This window comes from Citrobacter sp. Cpo089 (genome assembly GCF_030332695.1).
In the GTDB taxonomy this organism is placed as follows: domain Bacteria; phylum Pseudomonadota; class Gammaproteobacteria; order Enterobacterales; family Enterobacteriaceae; genus Citrobacter; species Citrobacter portucalensis.
Map to the genome: position 1 here is coordinate 184,973 of NZ_JAOWHJ010000062.1, position 19,255 is coordinate 204,227.

16 protein-coding genes are annotated in these 19,255 nt (G+C 52.6%); 12 read left to right on the forward strand and 4 right to left on the reverse strand.

The features are described from left to right. Positions 1–154 precede the first annotated feature (154 nt). Genes modA through modC form a run of 3 tightly spaced genes read left to right on the forward strand, consistent with a single transcriptional unit; the run spans position 155 to position 2,678 of the window. Positions 155–928, forward strand: a complete 774-nt coding sequence (gene modA / locus OGX92_RS14340) for a molybdate ABC transporter substrate-binding protein (protein WP_003831470.1) — start codon at positions 155–157, stop codon at positions 926–928. Then, positions 928–1,617, forward strand: coding sequence for a molybdate ABC transporter permease subunit (modB, locus tag OGX92_RS14345; protein ID WP_008784169.1), 690 nt, complete (start codon positions 928–930; stop codon positions 1,615–1,617). The genes modA and modB overlap by 1 nt, the downstream gene beginning before the upstream one ends. 2 nt (positions 1,618–1,619) lie before the next feature. Then, positions 1,620–2,678 carry a molybdenum ABC transporter ATP-binding protein ModC gene (gene modC, locus OGX92_RS14350; protein WP_003831474.1) on the forward strand — a complete coding sequence of 353 codons (1,059 nt, stop codon included), beginning with the start codon at positions 1,620–1,622 and terminating at the stop codon, positions 2,676–2,678. Here the strand turns inward: modC and OGX92_RS14355 are convergent, their stop codons facing one another. Next, complete coding sequence (locus OGX92_RS14355) at positions 2,679–3,497, reverse strand: pyridoxal phosphatase (RefSeq protein WP_286586689.1); 819 nt, start codon at positions 3,495–3,497, stop codon at positions 2,679–2,681. It lies immediately after the preceding gene. 165 nt (positions 3,498–3,662) lie between these two features. On the opposite strand from OGX92_RS14355, the gene pgl reads away from it, so the two are divergent. Further along, entirely contained in the window at positions 3,663–4,658 is a 996-nt protein-coding gene (gene pgl, locus OGX92_RS14360) for a 6-phosphogluconolactonase (RefSeq protein ID WP_020996535.1), read from the forward strand. A 54-nt stretch (positions 4,659–4,712) separates the two neighbouring features. On the opposite strand, the gene OGX92_RS14365 is transcribed toward pgl, so the two are convergent. Beyond that, complete coding sequence (locus OGX92_RS14365) at positions 4,713–5,663, reverse strand: LysR family transcriptional regulator (RefSeq protein ID WP_003831484.1); 951 nt, start codon at positions 5,661–5,663, stop codon at positions 4,713–4,715. 181 nt (positions 5,664–5,844) lie between these two features. Here OGX92_RS14365 and OGX92_RS14370 point away from each other — a divergent pair, with 181 nt between their 5' ends. From OGX92_RS14370 to OGX92_RS14380, 3 genes are all read left to right on the forward strand, one after another. Further along, positions 5,845–6,897 (forward strand): 4-oxalomesaconate tautomerase, encoded by a 1,053-nt coding sequence (locus OGX92_RS14370; protein ID WP_063940674.1) that lies wholly within the window; start codon positions 5,845–5,847, stop codon positions 6,895–6,897. An 80-nt stretch (positions 6,898–6,977) separates the two neighbouring features. Further along, positions 6,978–8,411, forward strand: a complete 1,434-nt coding sequence (locus OGX92_RS14375; RefSeq protein ID WP_063940673.1) for an anion permease — start codon at positions 6,978–6,980, stop codon at positions 8,409–8,411. A 69-nt stretch (positions 8,412–8,480) separates the two neighbouring features. Beyond that, positions 8,481–10,745, forward strand: coding sequence for a hydratase (locus tag OGX92_RS14380; protein ID WP_286586693.1), 2,265 nt, complete (start codon positions 8,481–8,483; stop codon positions 10,743–10,745). A gap of 95 nt (positions 10,746–10,840) precedes the next feature. Here the strand turns inward: OGX92_RS14380 and OGX92_RS14385 are convergent, their stop codons facing one another. Further along, a complete protein-coding gene (locus OGX92_RS14385) occupies positions 10,841–12,124 on the reverse strand; it encodes a putative acyl-CoA thioester hydrolase (RefSeq protein WP_032934550.1) in 1,284 nt (427 codons plus the stop codon). A 224-nt stretch (positions 12,125–12,348) separates the two neighbouring features. Between OGX92_RS14385 and hutI the strand changes: the two genes are divergently transcribed. The 5 genes from hutI to hutH all read left to right on the forward strand — a co-directional run bounded on the left by hutI (position 12,349) and on the right by hutH (position 18,661). Then, positions 12,349–13,572: an imidazolonepropionase gene (gene hutI / locus OGX92_RS14390; protein WP_197385117.1), complete on the forward strand. Its 1,224-nt coding sequence runs from the start codon at positions 12,349–12,351 to the stop codon at positions 13,570–13,572. After that, positions 13,569–14,510, forward strand: coding sequence for a formimidoylglutamase (gene hutG, locus OGX92_RS14395; protein ID WP_197385116.1), 942 nt, complete (start codon positions 13,569–13,571; stop codon positions 14,508–14,510). Before hutI ends, hutG begins: the two co-directional genes overlap by 4 nt. 87 nt (positions 14,511–14,597) lie before the next feature. Continuing rightward, positions 14,598–15,317 (forward strand): histidine utilization repressor, encoded by a 720-nt coding sequence (locus tag OGX92_RS14400; protein ID WP_003831502.1) that lies wholly within the window; start codon positions 14,598–14,600, stop codon positions 15,315–15,317. A gap of 136 nt (positions 15,318–15,453) precedes the next feature. Next, on the forward strand, positions 15,454–17,139 hold the full coding sequence (gene hutU / locus OGX92_RS14405) for a urocanate hydratase (RefSeq protein ID WP_286586695.1): 1,686 nt from the start codon (positions 15,454–15,456) through the stop codon (positions 17,137–17,139). Between the two features lies 1 nt (position 17,140). Then, a complete protein-coding gene (gene hutH / locus OGX92_RS14410; protein WP_286586698.1) occupies positions 17,141–18,661 on the forward strand; it encodes a histidine ammonia-lyase in 1,521 nt (506 codons plus the stop codon). A 95-nt stretch (positions 18,662–18,756) separates the two neighbouring features. Here hutH and OGX92_RS14415 read toward each other — a convergent pair whose 3' ends face one another. Then, complete coding sequence (locus OGX92_RS14415) at positions 18,757–19,233, reverse strand: kinase inhibitor (RefSeq protein WP_003831509.1); 477 nt, start codon at positions 19,231–19,233, stop codon at positions 18,757–18,759. Positions 19,234–19,255 lie beyond the last annotated feature (22 nt).

The following is a 19,255-nucleotide window of genomic DNA, read 5'->3' on the forward strand; positions in this document are numbered from 1 at the left end:
ATATTTTTTGCCTGCCAACTCGTTTTCTCAAGATCTTGCTTTCCCTGCCGATATTTTCTTTGTGTAACCTCTAATTGGTATCAATAACCACTGGGAAAATCCTGATTTACTCGCTATATTTGCGCCTACATAACGAAACGCAAAGGAGTTACAGATGGCACGTACATGGTTACGCTTGTTTGCAGGGGCAACACTTTCTCTTACCGTTGCCGGACATGCGCTGGCGGATGAAGGAAAGATTACCGTTTTTGCAGCTGCTTCGCTGACCAACGCGATGCAGGACATTGCAACGCAATATAAAAAAGAGAAGAACGTTGATGTTGTCTCCTCTTTTGCTTCTTCTTCCACGCTGGCGCGTCAGATTGAAGCAGGCGCTCCGGCCGATCTGTTTATTTCTGCCGATCAGAAATGGATGGACTACGCGGTAGACAAGAAGTCGATTGATACCGCATCGCGTGAAACGCTGCTGGGTAACAGTCTGGTGGTGGTTGCGCCGAAAGCCAGCGCGCAGAAAGACTTCACCATTGACAGCAAAACCAACTGGACCAGTCTGTTGAACGGTGGACGCCTGGCTGTTGGCGATCCAGAACATGTTCCGGCGGGCATTTATGCCAAAGAAGCGCTGCAAAAACTGGGTGCATGGGATACCCTGGCCCCGAAACTGGCTCCTGCTGAAGACGTGCGCGGTGCGCTGGCACTGGTAGAGCGTAACGAAGCGCCGCTGGGGATCGTCTATGGTTCCGATGCTGTCGCCAGTAAGGGCGTAAAAGTTGTTGCGACTTTCCCGGAAGATTCGCACAAAAAAGTGGAATACCCTATCGCGATTGTTGATGGACACAAAAACGCAACGGTTAGCGCGTTCTATGATTACCTGAAAGGACCGCAGGCTGCTGAAATCTTTAAACGTTATGGATTTACGACCAAGTAATGATACTGACCGATCCTGAATGGCAGGCCGTCATCCTGAGCCTGAAAGTTTCTTCCCTGGCTGTGTTGTTTAGTTTGCCGTTTGGGATCTTCTTTGCCTGGCTGCTTGTGCGATGCAAGTTCCCGGGCAAAGCGCTGCTCGACAGCGTTCTGCATTTGCCACTGGTTCTGCCGCCGGTCGTGGTAGGCTATCTGCTGTTAGTCGCCATGGGGCGGCGTGGATTCATCGGTGAATGGCTGTACGACTGGTTTGGCATTACCTTTGCTTTTAGCTGGCGCGGTGCGGTACTGGCTGCGGCGGTGATGTCTTTTCCTCTGATGGTACGGGCAATTCGTCTGGCGCTGGAAGGTGTTGACGTCAAGCTGGAGCAGGCGGCCCGCACGCTGGGAGCTGGACGCTGGCGCGTATTCATGACCATTACGCTACCGCTGATGCTGCCCGGCATTATTGTCGGTACGGTGCTGGCGTTCGCGCGTTCCCTCGGGGAATTCGGCGCAACCATTACTTTTGTTTCCAACATTCCAGGCGAAACCCGCACCATTCCTTCGGCGATGTATACCCTGATCCAGACTCCCGGCGGTGAAAGCGCGGCGGCAAGATTGTGTATCATTTCTATTGTGTTGGCGCTGATTTCGCTGCTGATTTCTGAATGGCTGGCGCGTATTAGCCGTGAGCGGACGGGGCGATAATTATGCTGGAACTCAATTTCTCCCAGACGCTGGGGACGCATTGTCTGACGCTCAACGAAACGCTGCCAGCCAGCGGCATCACCGCTATTTTTGGCGTTTCCGGCGCGGGCAAAACCTCACTGATTAACGCCATCAGCGGCCTGACGCAGCCGCAGTCCGGACGCATCGTGCTCAACGGTCGGGTCTTAAACGACGTCGAGAACGGTATCTGTTTAACGCCGGAAAAACGCCGGGTGGGCTATGTTTTCCAGGATGCGCGCCTGTTCCCGCACTATAAAGTGCGCGGCAACCTGCGTTACGGAATGGCGAAAAGCATGGCCGGACAGTTTGATAAGCTGGTGGCGCTGTTGGGTATTGAACCGCTGCTTGACCGTTTGCCAGGCGGTCTTTCTGGCGGTGAAAAGCAGCGTGTCGCCATCGGTCGGGCGCTGCTGACCGCGCCTGAGTTATTGTTGCTTGATGAGCCGTTAGCCTCGCTGGATATACCGCGTAAACGCGAACTGCTGCCTTACCTGCAACGCCTTGCACGTGAAATCAATATTCCGATGCTGTATGTCAGCCACTCGCTTGATGAGATTTTGCACCTGGCAGACAAAGTGATGGTGCTGGAGAACGGGCAGGTCAAAGCGTTTGGTTCGCTGGAAGATGTCTGGGGTAGCAGCGTGATGCACCCCTGGCTGCCTAAGGAACAGCAAAGCAGTATTCTGAAAGTCAGCGTGCTGGAGCATCATCCACACTATGCGATGACCGCGTTGGCGCTCGGCGATCAGCATCTGTGGGTCAATAAGCTGGAGCAACCGCTGCAAACCGCGCTGCGTATTCGTATTCAGGCATCTGATGTTTCACTGGTGCTCCAACCACCCCAGCAGACCAGTATTCGTAATGTGCTGCGGGCAAAAGTCGCGCAATGCTATGACGATAACGGTCAGGTGGAAGTTCAGCTTGAGGTGGGCGGTAAGACGCTGTGGGCAAGGATCAGCCCATGGGCCAGGGATGAACTGGGTATCAAACCTGGCCTGTGGCTGTACGCGCAAATTAAGAGCGTATCGATTACCGCCTGATTACAGCAGGTGGGAGTAGATAAATTTAGCGATGCTGTCTGTGGTGTTGTCACCAATCACGATGTTGGCGCGGGCTTTGACCGCGTCATCCGCGTTGCCCATCGCCACGCCGGTACCTGCGGCTTCCAGCATGCTGATATCGTTAAAGTTATCGCCAAAGGCAATCACGTTTTCCATTGACCCTCCCTCTGCTTCAATCCACTGGGTAAGGCGTCGTCCTTTGCTGTTGCCTTTACGGGCAATGTCGACCTGATCGTGCCAGGACCATTCACACTCCAGCCCCAGCTGTTGCTCAACGTACTGGCCAAACTGCTGCAGTTTCGGAATATCTTCGTCGGTCAGGGCAAATTTCCAGACGGCGTTGACGTCATGTGCGGCCTGCGCCAGCGAAGGTACCTGAGTGAAGGTCGGGCGCTGTTCCGGCGGCAGAGTTTGTGCCCAGTTAGCGGTACGCACCACATGCCCGGTTGGGCGCTCATACAGCATGGCCTCATCCACATACATCAGCCCGTGGATCTGATGTTCATCCAGCATTTCGATCAGCTGTAATGCCTGATCTACTGGAAGGGGATCGGATTCCAGTACCTTTTTTGCCTGATAATCATACAAGTAGGTACCGTTACAGCAAATTGCAGGTGTATCCAGCGCCAGTGCCTGATAAAAAGGATGAATAGCAACGTGATGACGACCTGTGACAATGATAAGTTGGTAGCCTGCTTCTCTGGCGCGCGAGAGCGCTTCGAGAGAGGATGGCAGCAAGGTTTTTTTCGGGGTCAGCAGGGTACCGTCTAAATCCAGGGCAATCACGCGTGCGGTCATAGTTTTTTCCAGATTAAGGTTGAGAATTTTGTCTGCTGGAATGGTACACCGAGACGGGAGCCGGACAAAATGCTGAGCCTTAATTAAGCATTCACCGTTAAAAGCGTCTACCTTAGGCGTGTGTCAGGCAATTGCAGCCACCTGCCAAAAAGCAAAGGAGTATTCATGAAGCAAACCGTTTATACCGCCAGCCCTGAAAGTCAGCAAATCCACGTCTGGAGCCTGAATCACGATGGTTCTCTGACGCTGACGCAGGTGGTTGATGTACCGGGTCAGGTACAGCCGATGGTCGTCAGCCCGGATAAGCGTTACCTCTATGTTGGCGTGCGCCCGGAGTTTCGCGTGTTGGCTTATCGTATTGCGCCTGATGACGGTGCGCTGACCTTTGCAGCAGAGTCTGCGCTGCCGGGGAGCCCGACGCATATTTCTACCGATCATCAGGGACGTTTCGTGTTCGTTGGCTCTTATAACGCGGGTAGCGTGAGCGTCACGCGTCTGGAAGATGGCCTGCCGGTGGAACTGGTTGACGTGGTAGAAGGTCTGGATGGTTGCCACTCAGCCAACATCTCTCCGGATAACCGTACCCTGTGGGTTCCGGCGTTGAAACAGGATCGTATCTGCCTGTTTGACGTTAGCGATGATGGCCATCTGGTTGCGCAGGAACCGGCTGAAGTGACTACCGTTGAAGGCGCGGGCCCGCGTCATATGGCGTTCCATCCGAATAAGCAATATGCCTACTGCGTGAACGAGCTGAACAGCTCTGTTGATGTCTGGGAGCTGAAAGATCCGTACGGCAAGATTGAGTGCGTGCAGACGCTGGATATGATGCCTGCTGATTTCGCGGATACCCGTTGGGCAGCAGATATTCACATTACACCGGACGGGCGTCATCTGTATGCCTGTGATCGCACCGCCAGCCTGATTACGGTCTTTAGCGTGTCTGAAGATGGCAGCGTGCTGACCAAAGAAGGTTTCCAGCCTACCGAAACTCAGCCGCGCGGTTTTAATATCGATAACAGAGGTAAATACCTGATTGCAGCCGGACAAAAATCGCACCATATCGCGGTGTACGAGATTGCTGGCGAACAAGGGTTGCTGACGGAGAAAGGTCGTTACGCGGTAGGACAAGGCCCGATGTGGGTGGTGGTTAACGCGTACTAAAACGCTAGCGTTACAAACAATCCGCAATCTTGTGAAGATTGCGGATTGTTTTGTTCATTTAACGAGCGGTAGATTTTCATGACATTCAGCAACGGATGTCCAAAGACTGTCTTTGTCATCTGCCCATAAATTAAGCAGAAGAGAGAAAAAGCGTTCAGCGGGAGGTGAGAGGATAGCGTCTTTACGCCGAATAACTCCCAGCGTGCGTCTAATCACAGGCTCAACCAGTGGGATCCCTATCAGCGTTGGATGCGGCGTTTGCGGCATTGCTAACCCTGGTAATGCGGAAACACCCAGTCCAGCTTCAACCAGACCCAGCGAAGTGGACAGATGACGAACCTCGTAAAACCAGTTCAATTTCCATGGTTTATCGGCCAAATGTTGTTCAATCAATAATCGGTTACCGCTTGAGGAACGAACGCCTATCAGTTTGTAATTCAGCAATTCTTGCCACTCAACCAACTGCTTATTAGCGAGCGGATGATCGCGTCGACAAGCCAGAACAAACGGTTCATTAACCAGTGGAGTGAACTCGATAGAGGAATTTGTGATGTTGTTCATGTTTATTCCAAAATCAGCCTCATTGCAAAGTACGGATTCCATACAATTATTCGTCCCTTGTTCAATAATTCGCACTTTGATATTGGGATACCGCTCATTAAATTTTCCTATTGCCAACGGCAAGAAATAGAAAACCGCGGTAGGAATACAGGACAGTGTCACTATGCCATGATGATGAACATTCACATCGCTAATATTAAAAATAGTTTCATCTAATGCCCTAATTAATTCTCTGGCTTCAGGTAAAAGCATTTTCCCCGCTTTTGTTAATGTCACTTTGCGAGTTGTTCTTTCAAAGAGTTGAGTGTGTAAATACTCTTCCATCTTTTTAATCCTGCGAGTTAATGCAGGTTGCGTAATATTAAGTAACTTGGCGGCATTGTTAAAAGAATCGGACTCTGCCAGTGTGACAAACGCCTTCATGCTCGATAACTCGTGTTTCATTTTGACTCCGGACTCAATCGGGGAAGACCCTGTCTAAGATGAAAGTGTTCAGTGTATCTGCAATTCATCACTTTTAATTAATAAAAATAAATCACTAATCACGAAAATGAAGTCATTAGTCACCCTAATCATGACATGCAACCATGTACATAGTGGAAATAATATTGAAGAGAGCATTGTCATGAAAAAAATACCTTGCGTTATGATGCGCGGAGGAACGTCCAGAGGCGCGTTTTTATTAGCTCAAGACCTGCCAGAAGAAGAAAAATTGCGTGATGAAATATTGATTGGGATTATGGGTTCTGGCAATGCGTTGGAAATAGATGGCATTGGCGGTGGCAATCCGTTAACCAGTAAAGTCGCGATTATTAGTCTTTCAAACGACCCCAACGCTGATATCGATTATTTATTTGCTCAGGTACTGGTACATGAGCAACGGGTCGATACCACACCCAACTGTGGCAATATGCTTTCCGCCGTTGGTGCGTTTGCTATTGAAAAGGGGTTGATTGCTGCTTCTACGCCGACCACCCGCGTACGCATTCGCAATGTGAACACCAACACGTTTATCGAAGCTGATATACAGACGCCGCATGGTGTTGTTGAGTATGAAGGAACGGCAAGAATTGACGGCGTCCCGGGAACATCGGCCCCTATTGCGTTGACGTTTCTTAATGCCGCAGGTTCTAAAACCGGGCATATTTTTCCGACGGGCCAACACATCGATTATATCAACTCAGTTCCGGTGACCTGTATGGATATGGCGACACCTGTCGTAATTATTCCTGCCGAATACCTTGGGAAAACGGGCTATGAATCAGCGGAAGAACTGGATGCAGACAACGAATTATTGTCGCGCATTGAGTCTATTCGTTTACAGGCCGGTGAAGCTATGGGGCTGGGTGATGTCAGCAATAAGGTTCTCCCAAAACCGATTCTCATCTCTGCACCTCAACACGACGGCGAAATTAATGTTCGTTATTTTATGCCGCACTCTTGCCATAAAGCGCTGGCGATTACTGGGGCGATAGCTATCGCCAGCAGCTGTGTCATTAACGGTACTGTTTCGCGTCAGGTAACGGCGGGTGCGCATTACGGGAATATCACTATCGAACATCCTGGAGGCACTCTTGATATTCATTTAACCAATAAAGGGGATGAACCTGAAACTATCAGAGCTTCGGTTATTCGTACCGCCAGAAAAATATTCGCTGGTGATGTTTTCCTTCCCTGACAGCATTGGCCTCATTTCTCTGCGATCGCAGAAAAACGAAAAATACTGTATTGCCTGTACAGATTATTCAGGATTAATAAATGAACGTTAAATCATTATGGAAGCTAATTTTAATATTAGCGATCCCCTGTATTATTGGTTTGATTCCTGCCCCTGCGGGATTAAGTGAACTAGCGTGGGTGCTGTTTGGTATTTATCTTGCGGCCATTGTCGGACTGGTGATTAAACCGTTTCCTGAACCGGTGGTGTTATTGATTGCCGTTGCCGCCTCTATGGTGGTTGTCGGAAATTTAGGCCATGGCGTACTGAAGACCAGCAGCGTACTGAGCGGTTATGCTTCCGGTACGACATGGCTGGTTTTCTCCGCGTTTACGTTAAGTGCTGCTTTTGTGACGACGGGGCTGGGTAAGCGCATTGCTTATATTCTGATCGGCAAAATTGGTAACACCACGCTTGGCCTTGGCTATGTGACCGTATTCCTTGATCTGGTATTAGCTCCGGCAACACCGTCAAATACCGCGCGAGCGGGAGGAATCGTATTACCCATCATCAATAGTGTGGCGGTGGCGCTGGGTTCTGAACCGGATAAGAGCCCGCGCCGTGTCGGTCACTACCTGATGATGTCGGTCTATATGGTCACTAAAACAACCAGCTATATGTTTTTTACCGCGATGGCGGGAAACATTCTGGCGTTGAAGATGATCAACGATATCTGTCACTTGCAGTTGAGTTGGGGCGGATGGGCGCTTGCTGCAGGTCTGCCAGGACTGGTCATGCTGTTGGCGACGCCGCTCGTTATCTATTTTATGTATCCACCTGAAATTAAAAAGGTTGATAACAAAACCATCGCTAAAGCTGGCCTTCAGGATTTAGGACCAATGAAAGGGCGCGAAAAAATGCTGCTGGGCATTTTCGTTCTCGCATTATTGGGATGGATCTTCAGTAAAAGCCTCGGTGTTGATGAATCAACGGTGGCGATTGTCGTCATGGGTACGATGCTTTTATTTGGCGTAGTCACCTGGGATGATGTGGTTAAAAATAAGGGCGGCTGGAATACATTAATCTGGTACGGCGGTATTATCGGTTTAAGTTCGTTATTATCGAAAGTGAAATTCTTCGACTGGTTAGCCGAACTGTTCAAAAACAATCTCGACTTTGGTAATCACGGCAACGTGGCGTTCTTCGTTATTTTGTTCCTGAGCATTATTGTTCGATATTTCTTTGCCTCAGGCAGCGCATATATTGTGGCAATGATGCCGGTATTTGCCATGCTGGCGAATGTCTCCGGCGCACCACTGATGTTAACCGCGCTGGCATTACTCTTCTCTAACTCCTATGGCGGAATGGTCACCCATTATGGCGGTGCCGCGGGTCCGGTTATTTTTGGCGTTGGCTATAACGATATTAAATCGTGGTGGCTGGTGGGGGGCATGTTGACCTTACTGACCTTTATTGTCCATATCACTCTCGGCGTGTGGTGGTGGAGCATGTTGATTGACTGGAACATGCTGTAAATCATAAACCAGGTTTAAAACTTTTTATTGGCTGTGCGCTTATGTAAGCACAGGACTACGGAGTATCAAATGATTAAGCTGTATGAAAAAGGAATTTATCTCTCCGATAATAATGAAATTGTAGCTGAGGATTCTTTGCCTCGGCATATCTGCAAAGAGGATGCGAAAAAAGGAACTATAGCGTGGTCGATTCTCTCCGCGCATAATACGTCCGGTGATATGAATAAGCTTAAAATTAAGTTTGATTCATTAGCCTCACACGATATTACCTTTGTCGGTATTATTCAGACTGCAAAAGCCTCTGGCATGGAACGTTTTCCGCTGCCGTATGTTCTGACTAACTGCCATAACTCATTATGTGCGGTAGGGGGAACTATTAACGGTGACGATCATATGTTTGGTCTGTCTGCGGCACAGCGTTACGGCGGAATCTTTGTGCCGCCACATATTGCTGTTATCCATCAATACATGCGTGAAATGATGGCGGGCGGCGGCAAAATGATCCTTGGCTCAGACAGCCATACACGTTACGGCGCATTGGGTACGATGGCGGTAGGAGAAGGGGGCGGTGAGCTGGTCAAGCAGCTGCTAAACGACACCTGGGACATTGATTATCCTGAGGTCGTTGCCGTTTATCTTACCGGGAAACCCGCAGCAGGTGTTGGTCCACAGGATGTGGCGTTAGCGATCATTGGCGCGGTATTTAAAAATGGCTACGTCAAAAATAAGGTCATGGAGTTTGTCGGCCCTGGTATTCGTCATCTCTCAACGGATTTTCGCAACAGCGTTGATGTGATGACCACCGAAACCACCTGTTTGAGCTCCGTCTGGCAAACGGATGATGAAACTCGTAGTTGGCTGGCATTACATGGACGTGAACAAGACTATCGCCAGCTCAGTCCGCAGCCGATGGCCTGGTACGACGGTTGTATTTATGTTGATTTGAGTGCGATTAAGCCGATGATTGCGCTGCCATTCCATCCAAGTAATGTCTATGAGATTGATACTCTCAATGAGAATCTGACGGACATTCTCCGGGAGATTGAAGTTGAATCTGCACGTATCGCTCAGGGTAAAGCCAGCCTCTCGTTGTTGGATAAAGTAGAAAATGGTCGCTTAAAAGTACAGCAGGGGATCATTGCTGGATGCTCGGGCGGCAACTATGAAAACGTGATTGCTGCGGCGCAGGCATTACGCGGTCAATCCTGCGGTAATGATGCTTTCTCGCTTGCTGTCTACCCCTCGTCACAACCGGTGTTTATGGATTTAGCGCAGAAAGGTGTCGTTACAGATTTACTGGGCGCGGGGGCTGTCATCAGAACCGCATTCTGCGGTCCATGCTTTGGCGCGGGCGATACGCCAATCAACAATGGTCTTAGCATCCGCCATACCACGCGCAACTTCCCTAACCGTGAAGGCTCGAAACCGGGCAATGGTCAAATGTCAGCCGTTGCGCTGATGGATGCGCGATCAATTGCGGCTACGGCAGCCAACGGAGGATTCCTCACTGCTGCGACGGATCTGGACTGTTGGGATACGGTGCCAGACTATGCGTTTAATCCTGCACCTTATAAGAGTCGCGTATACCAGGGGTTCGTGAAAGGGGCTACGCAGCAGCCGCTCATTTACGGCCCGAACATTAAAGACTGGCCGGAACTGGGCGCATTAACGGAAAATATTCTGCTAAAAGTGGCCTCGAAGATCCTTGATGATGTGACAACAACGGATGAGCTTATCCCGTCCGGTGAAACCTCGTCGTATCGCTCTAATCCACTAGGACTGGCGGAATTTACGCTGTCTCGACGAGATCCCGGGTATGTGGAAAGAAGTAAAGCGACGTCGGAGCTGGAAAAAAGGCGCGTGGAGGGGGGCGACGTCAGCGAACTGGCGTCAGTTTTCGAACGCATCCAACAGATTGCCGGTCAGGAAAATGTGCAACCGTTGGATACTGAGATTGGTAGCATGATTTACGCCGTCAAACCTGGCGATGGCTCGGCGCGCGAGCAGGCGGCGAGCTGTCAGCGAGTGATTGGTGGCCTGGCAAATATTGCCCAGGAATATGCCACCAAGCGTTACCGTTCCAACGTTATCAACTGGGGTATGCTACCGCTCCAGATGGCAGAGCAACCTTCATTTGAAGTGGGGGACTATATCTATATTCCCGGTATTCGCCGCGCCTTAGATGAGTGCAGTAAAGAAATCGAAGCGTATGTGCTTCACGATGATGGTGAGGTGAGTGAAATCAGAGTGTATATGGAAAGCCTGACCGCAGAAGAGCGTGAAATTATTAAGGCAGGGAGTTTGATTAACTTTAATAAGTCGCGTTTGGTGTAACACTAATTGTATGCCGGAGAGGGCAATTTTCGTCGCCATCCGGCACATTGCCCGGCAGAGCATGAATCTGCCGGGCTTACATCAGAGAATGACGTTTACTGCTTAGGTTCAGCAACCACTTTGCTACCGATACCGCGGTTGTTGTATTCCCACATACGGTTGAAGTTGGTGTCGTTCAGGTTACGCTGGATTTCACCTTTGTCATCTTCCGCACCGGTATTACCGGCAAACGGGCGTTTTGCGATAACGCTGTCAGCCCATGGTTTTGCCATGTTAAAGCCTTCGTTAATCACGCTGTCACGAATCACGATCTGACCGTTAGTGTTGGAATCGACATCCAGCGAGCGGCCTAACTGCGCCACGCCATCGCCACTTGCCGTGAAGCGGCTATTAATCGCCAGGAAACCGTAGTAGATGTTTGACAGGGTAGCCGGTGCGAACACATAGGCTTCCTGCTGGGTACGGGAGTTCACTACGCGGAAATCGGTGTTATCGAACACTACGGCACCGCGGCCGGAAACGATATCCACATCGCCTTCAATGTAGCTGTTGGTAACCAGCGTACGCGGTTGACGATCGTTTTCCAGACGGTTTTGTACACCGCTATTGGTCACGAAGAAGGTATTCTGGCGGCCCAGGATATTGACCTTGTTGATCTGCACTTTATCGCCATCAGTACGCAGTGCAACGGCCGGGTGGTTACCCGCATCAACGCTGTCACCCAGGTTGTTTTCGATGGTCAGGTTCTGCAATTGCAACCCGTTGTTTTGCGACCAGACGACAGCAGAACACATCACGCCAATATTCGTGCCGCGTTTGTTCTGACAATTATCAAACATATACCACGCAGGTTTACCCGGCATATATTTACCGGCTGGGTTCACCGTACGACGCCAGTCAGCGGTGCTCATTTCACCGTCAATGGCCTGGCCAATTTTCACATCAAGCGGTTTTTCGCCCATGCCGTACAGCGTCAGGCTACCTGTTGCTGCCGGGATATATACCGTGCCCTGGTACTCGCCTGGCATAATCGCGATGTACTGACGTTTGTTAGTACGTTTGATGATTGCTGCATCAACAGCGGCCTGAATGCTGGTATGGGTGACGCCCTGAGTCCCTGCCGGGCCAACGACGAAGTCAGGTTGTGCAGGCAGAGAAATAGAAGAAGGGCTCCACGGCGCAGTGTTTGGCGTCAGCGCAGAAAAATAGTGCGCAGTAACGAAGTTTTTCGCTTCATTAGCCGACAAAATCGGGCGCGAAGAGGTTCCTGGCGCGGTTTGATCGGAAGGAATTTGATCGGGCGGCGTAGAGCTACAGGCGGTCAGCGTCACGCCAAAAGCCATTGCCAGCGCCAGACGGGAAACTGATGATATGTTCACAGGTTGCTCCGGGCTTTAAAAGTTATCCATTAAAGCCTGCTTTTTTATACTAAGTTGAGCGAAACGGGAAGGCGAAAAGGTAAAAAGTTGTTTTTTATCGCAGCAATGTCTGGCGCGGAGAGTCTTTATATCACAAATAGATAACAATTATGGTTCTTCAGGTTGACAACATCCCTATAATCAAAAATAAATGTCTATACAACCTATGACAAGTGGTGAGTCGAATGCAGCAATTCTTCCCTGATGATGTTATCTGGCGCAATGTTCGTCTGGCGACTATGGACCCTGAACGTGGTACCCCATATGGGCTGTTGGACGGTCACGCGCTGATCGTCCGCCAGGGCAAGATTCGCGATATCGTCCCGGAATCATCGTTATATCTCACGCATGACAATACTTTTGATATGCAGGGCAGGCTGATTACGCCTGGCCTGATTGATTGCCATACGCATCTGGTCTTTGGCGGAAACCGCGCAGGTGAGTGGGAGCAGCGGCTAAATGGAGTCTCCTACCAGCAGATAAGCGCTCAGGGTGGGGGGATCAATGCCACCGTATCGGCGACCCGCAGCGCCACGGATGAACAACTCTTACACGTAGCCCATCAACGGATGGAACAGCTGATCAAAGAAGGTGTTACGCTGCTGGAAATAAAATCCGGCTACGGCCTGGATTTGCCGACAGAAGAGAAAATATTGCGCGTGGTGGCAGCGCTGGCGGCAGAGAATATCGTTGAAATCAGCCCGACGCTGTTGGCTGCGCATGCAACTCCAGCGGAATACCGGGATGATCCTGACGGCTATATTACGCTGGTGTGTGAGACCATTTTGCCGCAATTGTGGGAACAAGGGCTGTTTGAGACCGTCGATCTGTTCTGTGAAAGCGTTGGTTTTTCGTTGGCACAGAGTGAGCGGGTGTTTCAGGCTGCGCAGGCGCTGGGCATCCCGATTAAAGGCCATGTCGAACAACTGTCATTGCTTGGCGGCGCACAGTTGGTAAGCCGCTACCACGGGCTATCCGCCGATCATATTGAATACCTCGATGAAGCGGGCGTGGCGGCGATGAGCCAAAGCGGTACGGTCGGCGTGCTGCTGCCCGGCGCATTCTATTTCCTCAAAGAGGAGCAGCGCCCACCGGTAGCGTTGCTGCGTCAATATCAGGTACCGATGGCGGTAGCGACAGATTTTAACCCCGGTACCAGTCCGTTTATCAGCCTGCACTGGGCGATGAATATGGCCTGCGTTCAGTTTGGCCTAACGCCGGAAGAAGCATGGGCGGGCGTAACCCGTCATGCGGCCCGGGCACTGGGGCGTCATGCCACCCACGGTCAATTGAAGGCCGGGTTTGTGGCCGATTTTGTGGTGTGGGATGCAACCCTCCCGGTCGAGATCCTGTATGAACCCGGGCGCAATCCGCTCTACCAACGCGTATTCAAAGGACAAATAGCATGACCAACTGGCAACCAGCCTCACCTGCGCTGTGGCAGGGACGTGATGACCGCGCCGAATCGCCGAATGCGCTGCGCCTGTTTCAGACTATCACCCTGAGCCCGACGTTTAGCCCAGAAATGTACCGCGAGCAGATAGCGTTGCTCGGGTTTGCCTGTGACGAAGGCGTTAAACGTAATCAGGGGCGCACGGGCGCTGCCGGAGCACCCGATGTGCTACGCAAGGCGTTGGCGAATTTAGCCAGTCATGATGGGCACAATCGACTGGTGGATCTGGGAAATATTGTGGCGCAGGCTCCCGATCTTGAGGGCGCGCAGCAGGCGTTACGCAATGCAGTACAGCGCTGTCAGCACCAGAACATGCGTACCTTTGTTTTAGGCGGGGGACACGAAACCGCCTTTGCGCACGGCGCGGGCGTACTGGATGCGTTCCCGCAGGCGAAAGTGGGGATAGTCAACTTCGATGCGCATCTCGATTTACGCCATGCCGGGCAGGCCACGTCCGGTACGCCGTTTCGCCAGCTGGCGCAGCTTTGCGATGAACAGCAGCGTGAATTTCACTATGCCTGTATCGGCGTCAGTCGGGCGGCAAACACCCAGGCGCTTTGGGATGAGGCCCAGCGGCTCGGTGTTACGGTGGTGGAGGATCTGCATTGTGATACGGCGCAGGCGCAGTTAGCGCAGTTCATTGCCAATCTGGATGTCATCTATATGACAATCGACCTCGACGTGCTGCCTGTGTGGGAAATGCCCGGCGTGTCGGCCCCCGCCGCGCTTGGCGTACCGTTGGCGACGCTGCTGAGACTGATTGAGCCTCTGTGTCGTAGCGGTAAACTCCTGGCGGTGGATATGGTTGAATTTAATCCACGTTATGACGATGATGGCAGAGCAGCACGCGTGGCGGCGCGATTAGGCTGGCAAATCGCCCACTGGTGGCACTGACATACCTGATGGCGTTGCGCTTATCAGGTTCGGGTAATGCCTGTAAACTCTACCCACTCACATTTTCAGCTTAAGGAAGGCTCACGCATGCTCCCATCCCGTTCTGCTCCGGCTCCTTTTTACGAAAAGGTCAAACAGGAGATCAGCGAAAAAATTGCCAGCGGTATCTGGCAGCCTCACGATCGCATTCCTTCTGAGGCAGAGCTGGTGGCGCAATATGGTTTCAGCCGCATGACTATCAACCGGGCGCTGCGTGAGTTAACGGATGAAGGTTTACTGGTGCGTTTACAGGGCGTGGGGACGTTTGTCGCCGAGCCAAAAGGCCAGTCCGCGCTGTTTGAAATCCGCAGCATCGCGGATGAAATCAACGCCCGTCAGCATCAGCATCGGTGTGAAGTGCTGACGCTGGAAAAAACCCAGGCCAACGCGCAGCAGGCTTTGGTGTTAAACGTCAAAGAAGGCACCTCCATTTTTCACTCTGTCATGGTGCACTACGAGAACGATCTGCCGGTACAGATTGAAGATCGCTGCGTGAATGCCGAAATTGTGCCGGAGTATCTGGCGCAGGATTACAGCCAGACCACGCCGCACGCATACCTGTCGCTGATAGCCCCTTTAACGGAAGGTGAGCATATTGTTGAAGCGGTACGTGCCAGCGCTGAAGAGTGCGCGCTGCTGAATATTAAAGAACACGATCCCTGCCTGCTGATTCGTCGTAAGACCTGGTCTGCGTCGTCCATAGTCTCTCATGCCCGCTTGCTGTTTCCAGGTTCTCGCTATCGGCTGCAAGGGCGGTTTATGTCCTGATACAGGACATGAAAACCGTGATTGCTGACGCAATATAATAAAAATGTATCCTAATTGTTAAAATCACCCTTGCGATGACTTGTATAGACAAGTATATGTTTCTTATCTATCCGACGTTCGCGAGGAGTTTTCTGTCATGTCCCATAGCAAATATCGTCAGCAGGATATTCGTGCCCCGCGCGGCACCACCTTAAAGGCCAAAAGCTGGCTGACCGAAGCGCCGCTGCGCATGTTAATGAATAATCTGGATCCCGATGTGGCTGAAAATCCGCATGAGCTGGTGGTATACGGTGGGATTGGCCGCGCCGCGCGGGACTGGGAATGTTATGACGCCATCGTCAACGCGCTGACCAAACTGGAAACCGATGAAACTCTGCTGGTCCAGTCCGGAAAACCGGTAGGCGTATTCAAAACTCACGACAACGCGCCGCGCGTGCTGATTGCCAACTCCAACCTGGTGCCACATTGGGCTACCTGGGAACACTTCAACGAACTGGATGCCAAAGGTCTGGCGATGTACGGCCAGATGACCGCCGGGAGCTGGATCTACATCGGCAGCCAGGGCATCGTGCAGGGGACTTATGAAACCTTCGTTGAGGCCGGGCGTCAGCATTATCAGGGTAACCTCAGCGGACGCTGGGTGCTGACCGCCGGGCTGGGCGGCATGGGCGGAGCGCAACCGCTAGCCGCTACGCTTGCGGGTGCGTGTTCGCTGAACATTGAATGCCAGCAAAGTCGAATTGATTTCCGTCTGCGTACCCGTTACGTCGACGAGCAGGCGACATCGCTTGACGATGCGCTGGCGCGTATCGACAAATACACCCGTGAGGGTAAAGCGATCTCCATTGCGCTGTGTGCTAATGCCGCCGACGTTGTGCCGGAACTGGTGAAGCGCGGTGTGCGCCCGGATATGGTCACCGACCAGACCAGCGCCCACGATCCGCTGCATGGTTATCTGCCGTGCGGCTGGAGTTGGGAAGAGTATCAGGCAAAAGCGGTGTCCGATCCCCAGGGCACGGTGCAGGCGGCGAAACGTTCAATGGCAACGCACGTTGAGGCGATGCTGGCGTTTAGCAAAATGGGGGTGCCGACGTTTGATTACGGCAACAACATTCGCCAGATGGCCAAAGAGATGGGCGTGGAAAACGCCTTTGATTTCCCCGGCTTCGTACCTGCTTATATTCGCCCCCTGTTCTGTCGCGGTATAGGCCCGTTCCGTTGGGTGGCGCTGTCGGGCGATCCGCAGGATATTTATAAGACTGATGCCAAAGTGAAAGAGATCGTGGCTGATGATAAGCACCTTCATCACTGGCTGGATATGGCGCGTGAGCGGATTAACTTCCAGGGCTTACCAGCGCGTATCTGCTGGGTCGGCCTGGAGTGGCGACAAAAGCTGGGGCTGGCGTTTAATGAAATGGTGCGTCGTGGTGAAGTATCCGCGCCGATTGTTATTGGCCGTGACCATCTGGACTCCGGTTCTGTTGCCAGCCCAAACCGCGAAACCGAAGCTATGCGCGACGGTTCAGACGCCGTATCCGACTGGCCGCTGCTGAACGCGCTGCTTAACACCGCCAGCGGCGCGACCTGGGTGTCGCTTCATCACGGCGGCGGGGTTGGCATGGGCTTCTCCCAGCATGCCGGGATGGTGATTGTTTGCGATGGCACCGATGAAGCCGCGGCGCGCATCGCCCGGGTATTACATAACGATCCGGCGACCGGGGTGATGCGTCACGCTGATGCCGGGTATGACATTGCGGTGGAGTGCGCAGTTGAAGAAGGGCTGAATTTGCCGATGGTTGCCGCGACGCAGGAGAAACGCTGATATGAACACCATGACACTCACGCCGGGCCATCTGAGTTTTACCCAGCTACGTGAAATCTGGCAGCAGCCGGTCAAACTGAGTCTGGATGCCGGGGCGATTGATGCTATCAATGCCAGCGTCGCCTGCGTCAATAATATTGTCGCTGAAGGCCGTACGGCGTATGGCATTAATACCGGGTTTGGTCTGCTGGCCCAGACCCGTATCGCCACGGAAGATTTGCAGAATTTACAGCGTTCGCTGGTGCTTTCCCATGCGGCAGGCGTTGGCGAAGCGCTGGATGACGCAATGGTTCGCCTGATTATGGTGCTGAAAATCAACAGCCTGGCGCGCGGTTTTTCCGGCATTCGTTTGAGCATGATTGAAGCGCTGATTGCGCTGGTGAATGCCGAGGTGTATCCACTGATCCCGGCGAAAGGGTCGGTGGGCGCATCGGGCGACCTGGCGCCGCTGGCACATATGTCTCTGACGCTGCTGGGCGAAGGGAAAGCGCGCTGGCAGGGAGAATGGCTCCCGGCGACCGACGCGCTGAAAAAGGCCGGACTGGAGCCGATCACGCTGGAGGCGAAAGAGGGACTGGCGCTGCTCAACGGCACTCAGGCTTCCACCGCCTTTGCACTGCGCGGGTTAATTGAAGCTCAGGAACTGTTTGCGTCTGCGACGGTGTGCGGGGCGCTGACCACAGAAGCCGTGCTGGGCTCCCGTCGTCCGTTTGACGCCCGTATTCATGCCGCGCGAGGGCAGCGTGGGCAGATTGATGCCGCAATGCTGTACCGTCATGTGTTGACCGATTCCAGCGCGCTTTCGCAGTCGCATCATAACTGTGAAAAGGTGCAGGACCCGTATTCTCTGCGCTGTCAGCCACAGGTGATGGGGGCATGTCTGACACAAATGCGCCAGGTGATGGATGTTCTGCTGGTTGAAGCCAACGCGGTTTCCGACAACCCGCTGGTGTTTGCCGAAGAGGGCGATGTGATCTCCGGTGGGAATTTCCATGCTGAACCGGTGGCGATGGCGGCAGATAATCTGGCGCTGGCGATTGCGGAAATCGGCTCGTTATCAGAGCGGCGCATTGCGCTGATGATGGACAAACATATGTCGCAGTTGCCGCCGTTCCTGGTGAAAAATGGCGGGGTTAACTCCGGCTTTATGATTGCTCAGGTAACTGCCGCCGCGCTGGCGAGCGAGAACAAAGCGCTGGCGCATCCGCACAGTGTGGACAGCTTGCCGACATCTGCTAACCAGGAAGATCACGTGTCTATGGCTCCGGCGGCAGGGCGCAGACTGTGGGAGATGGCGGCAAATACGCGCGGCGTGATTGCCGTGGAGTGGCTGGCGGCGTGTCAGGGGATTGACCTGCGTGAAGGGTTAACCTCCAGCCCGTTGCTGGAGCAGGCGCGACAGGCGCTGCGCGAGCAGGTTGCCCACTACACGCAGGATCGCTTTTTTGCCCCGGATATTGAGTGCGCGACCGAATTGTTAGCGCAAGGAACGTTGCTGAAATTGTTGCCTGAATTTCTGTAGAAAATTGCCTGATGGCGACGCTGACGCGTCTTATCAGGCCTACTGTCTGCTTTGTAGGCCGGATGAGGCTAAGCCGGCATCCGGCACAACACAGCTTAACTAAACATCGCGGTAATCGAGGCGCTGGCGAGCGAGTGGAAATGGACGTTAAATCCAACCATCGCGCCGCTGGCACCTTCATCGACATCAATACGCTCCACATTCAGTGCGTGAACAGTGAAGATATAGCGGTGGGTTTCCCCCTTCGGCGGCGCAGCGCCGCCATAACCCGCTTTACCAAAATCTGTACGGGTCTGAATCACCCCATCCGGTTGTGCAACCAGCCCGGAGCCGAATCCTTGTGGGAGTACGCGGGTATCAGCCGGCAGATTTACCACCACCCAATGCCACCAGCCGGAGCCGGTTGGCGCATCAGGATCAAAGCAGGTCACGACAAAGCTTTTGGTTCCTGCGGGTACGTCATCCCACGCCAGATGCGGGGAAATATTATCCCCGTCATACCCCATGCCGTTAAAGACGTGGCGATGCCCAAGCTTATCGCCATCGCGCAGATCGTTACTGATTAGTTTCATGCTGACTCCTCTCGTTAGCCAA

Excerpts from the sequence above, each read along its gene's own strand:
- modA (WP_003831470.1), top strand. The coding sequence starts at position 155 with ATGGCACGTACATGGTTACGCTTGTTTGCAGGGGCAACACTTTCTCTT.
- modB (WP_008784169.1), top strand. The coding sequence starts at position 928 with ATGATACTGACCGATCCTGAATGGCAGGCCGTCATCCTGAGCCTGAAA.
- modC (WP_003831474.1), top strand. The coding sequence starts at position 1,620 with ATGCTGGAACTCAATTTCTCCCAGACGCTGGGGACGCATTGTCTGACG.
- OGX92_RS14355 (WP_286586689.1), bottom strand. The coding sequence starts at position 3,497 with ATGACCGCACGCGTGATTGCCCTGGATTTAGACGGTACCCTGCTGACC.
- pgl (WP_020996535.1), top strand. The coding sequence starts at position 3,663 with ATGAAGCAAACCGTTTATACCGCCAGCCCTGAAAGTCAGCAAATCCAC.
- OGX92_RS14365 (WP_003831484.1), bottom strand. The coding sequence starts at position 5,663 with ATGAAACACGAGTTATCGAGCATGAAGGCGTTTGTCACACTGGCAGAG.
- OGX92_RS14370 (WP_063940674.1), top strand. The coding sequence starts at position 5,845 with ATGAAAAAAATACCTTGCGTTATGATGCGCGGAGGAACGTCCAGAGGC.
- OGX92_RS14375 (WP_063940673.1), top strand. The coding sequence starts at position 6,978 with ATGAACGTTAAATCATTATGGAAGCTAATTTTAATATTAGCGATCCCC.
- OGX92_RS14380 (WP_286586693.1), top strand. The coding sequence starts at position 8,481 with ATGATTAAGCTGTATGAAAAAGGAATTTATCTCTCCGATAATAATGAA.
- hutI (WP_197385117.1), top strand. The coding sequence starts at position 12,349 with ATGCAGCAATTCTTCCCTGATGATGTTATCTGGCGCAATGTTCGTCTG.
- hutG (WP_197385116.1), top strand. The coding sequence starts at position 13,569 with ATGACCAACTGGCAACCAGCCTCACCTGCGCTGTGGCAGGGACGTGAT.
- OGX92_RS14400 (WP_003831502.1), top strand. The coding sequence starts at position 14,598 with ATGCTCCCATCCCGTTCTGCTCCGGCTCCTTTTTACGAAAAGGTCAAA.
- hutU (WP_286586695.1), top strand. The coding sequence starts at position 15,454 with ATGTCCCATAGCAAATATCGTCAGCAGGATATTCGTGCCCCGCGCGGC.
- hutH (WP_286586698.1), top strand. The coding sequence starts at position 17,141 with ATGAACACCATGACACTCACGCCGGGCCATCTGAGTTTTACCCAGCTA.
- OGX92_RS14415 (WP_003831509.1), bottom strand. The coding sequence starts at position 19,233 with ATGAAACTAATCAGTAACGATCTGCGCGATGGCGATAAGCTTGGGCAT.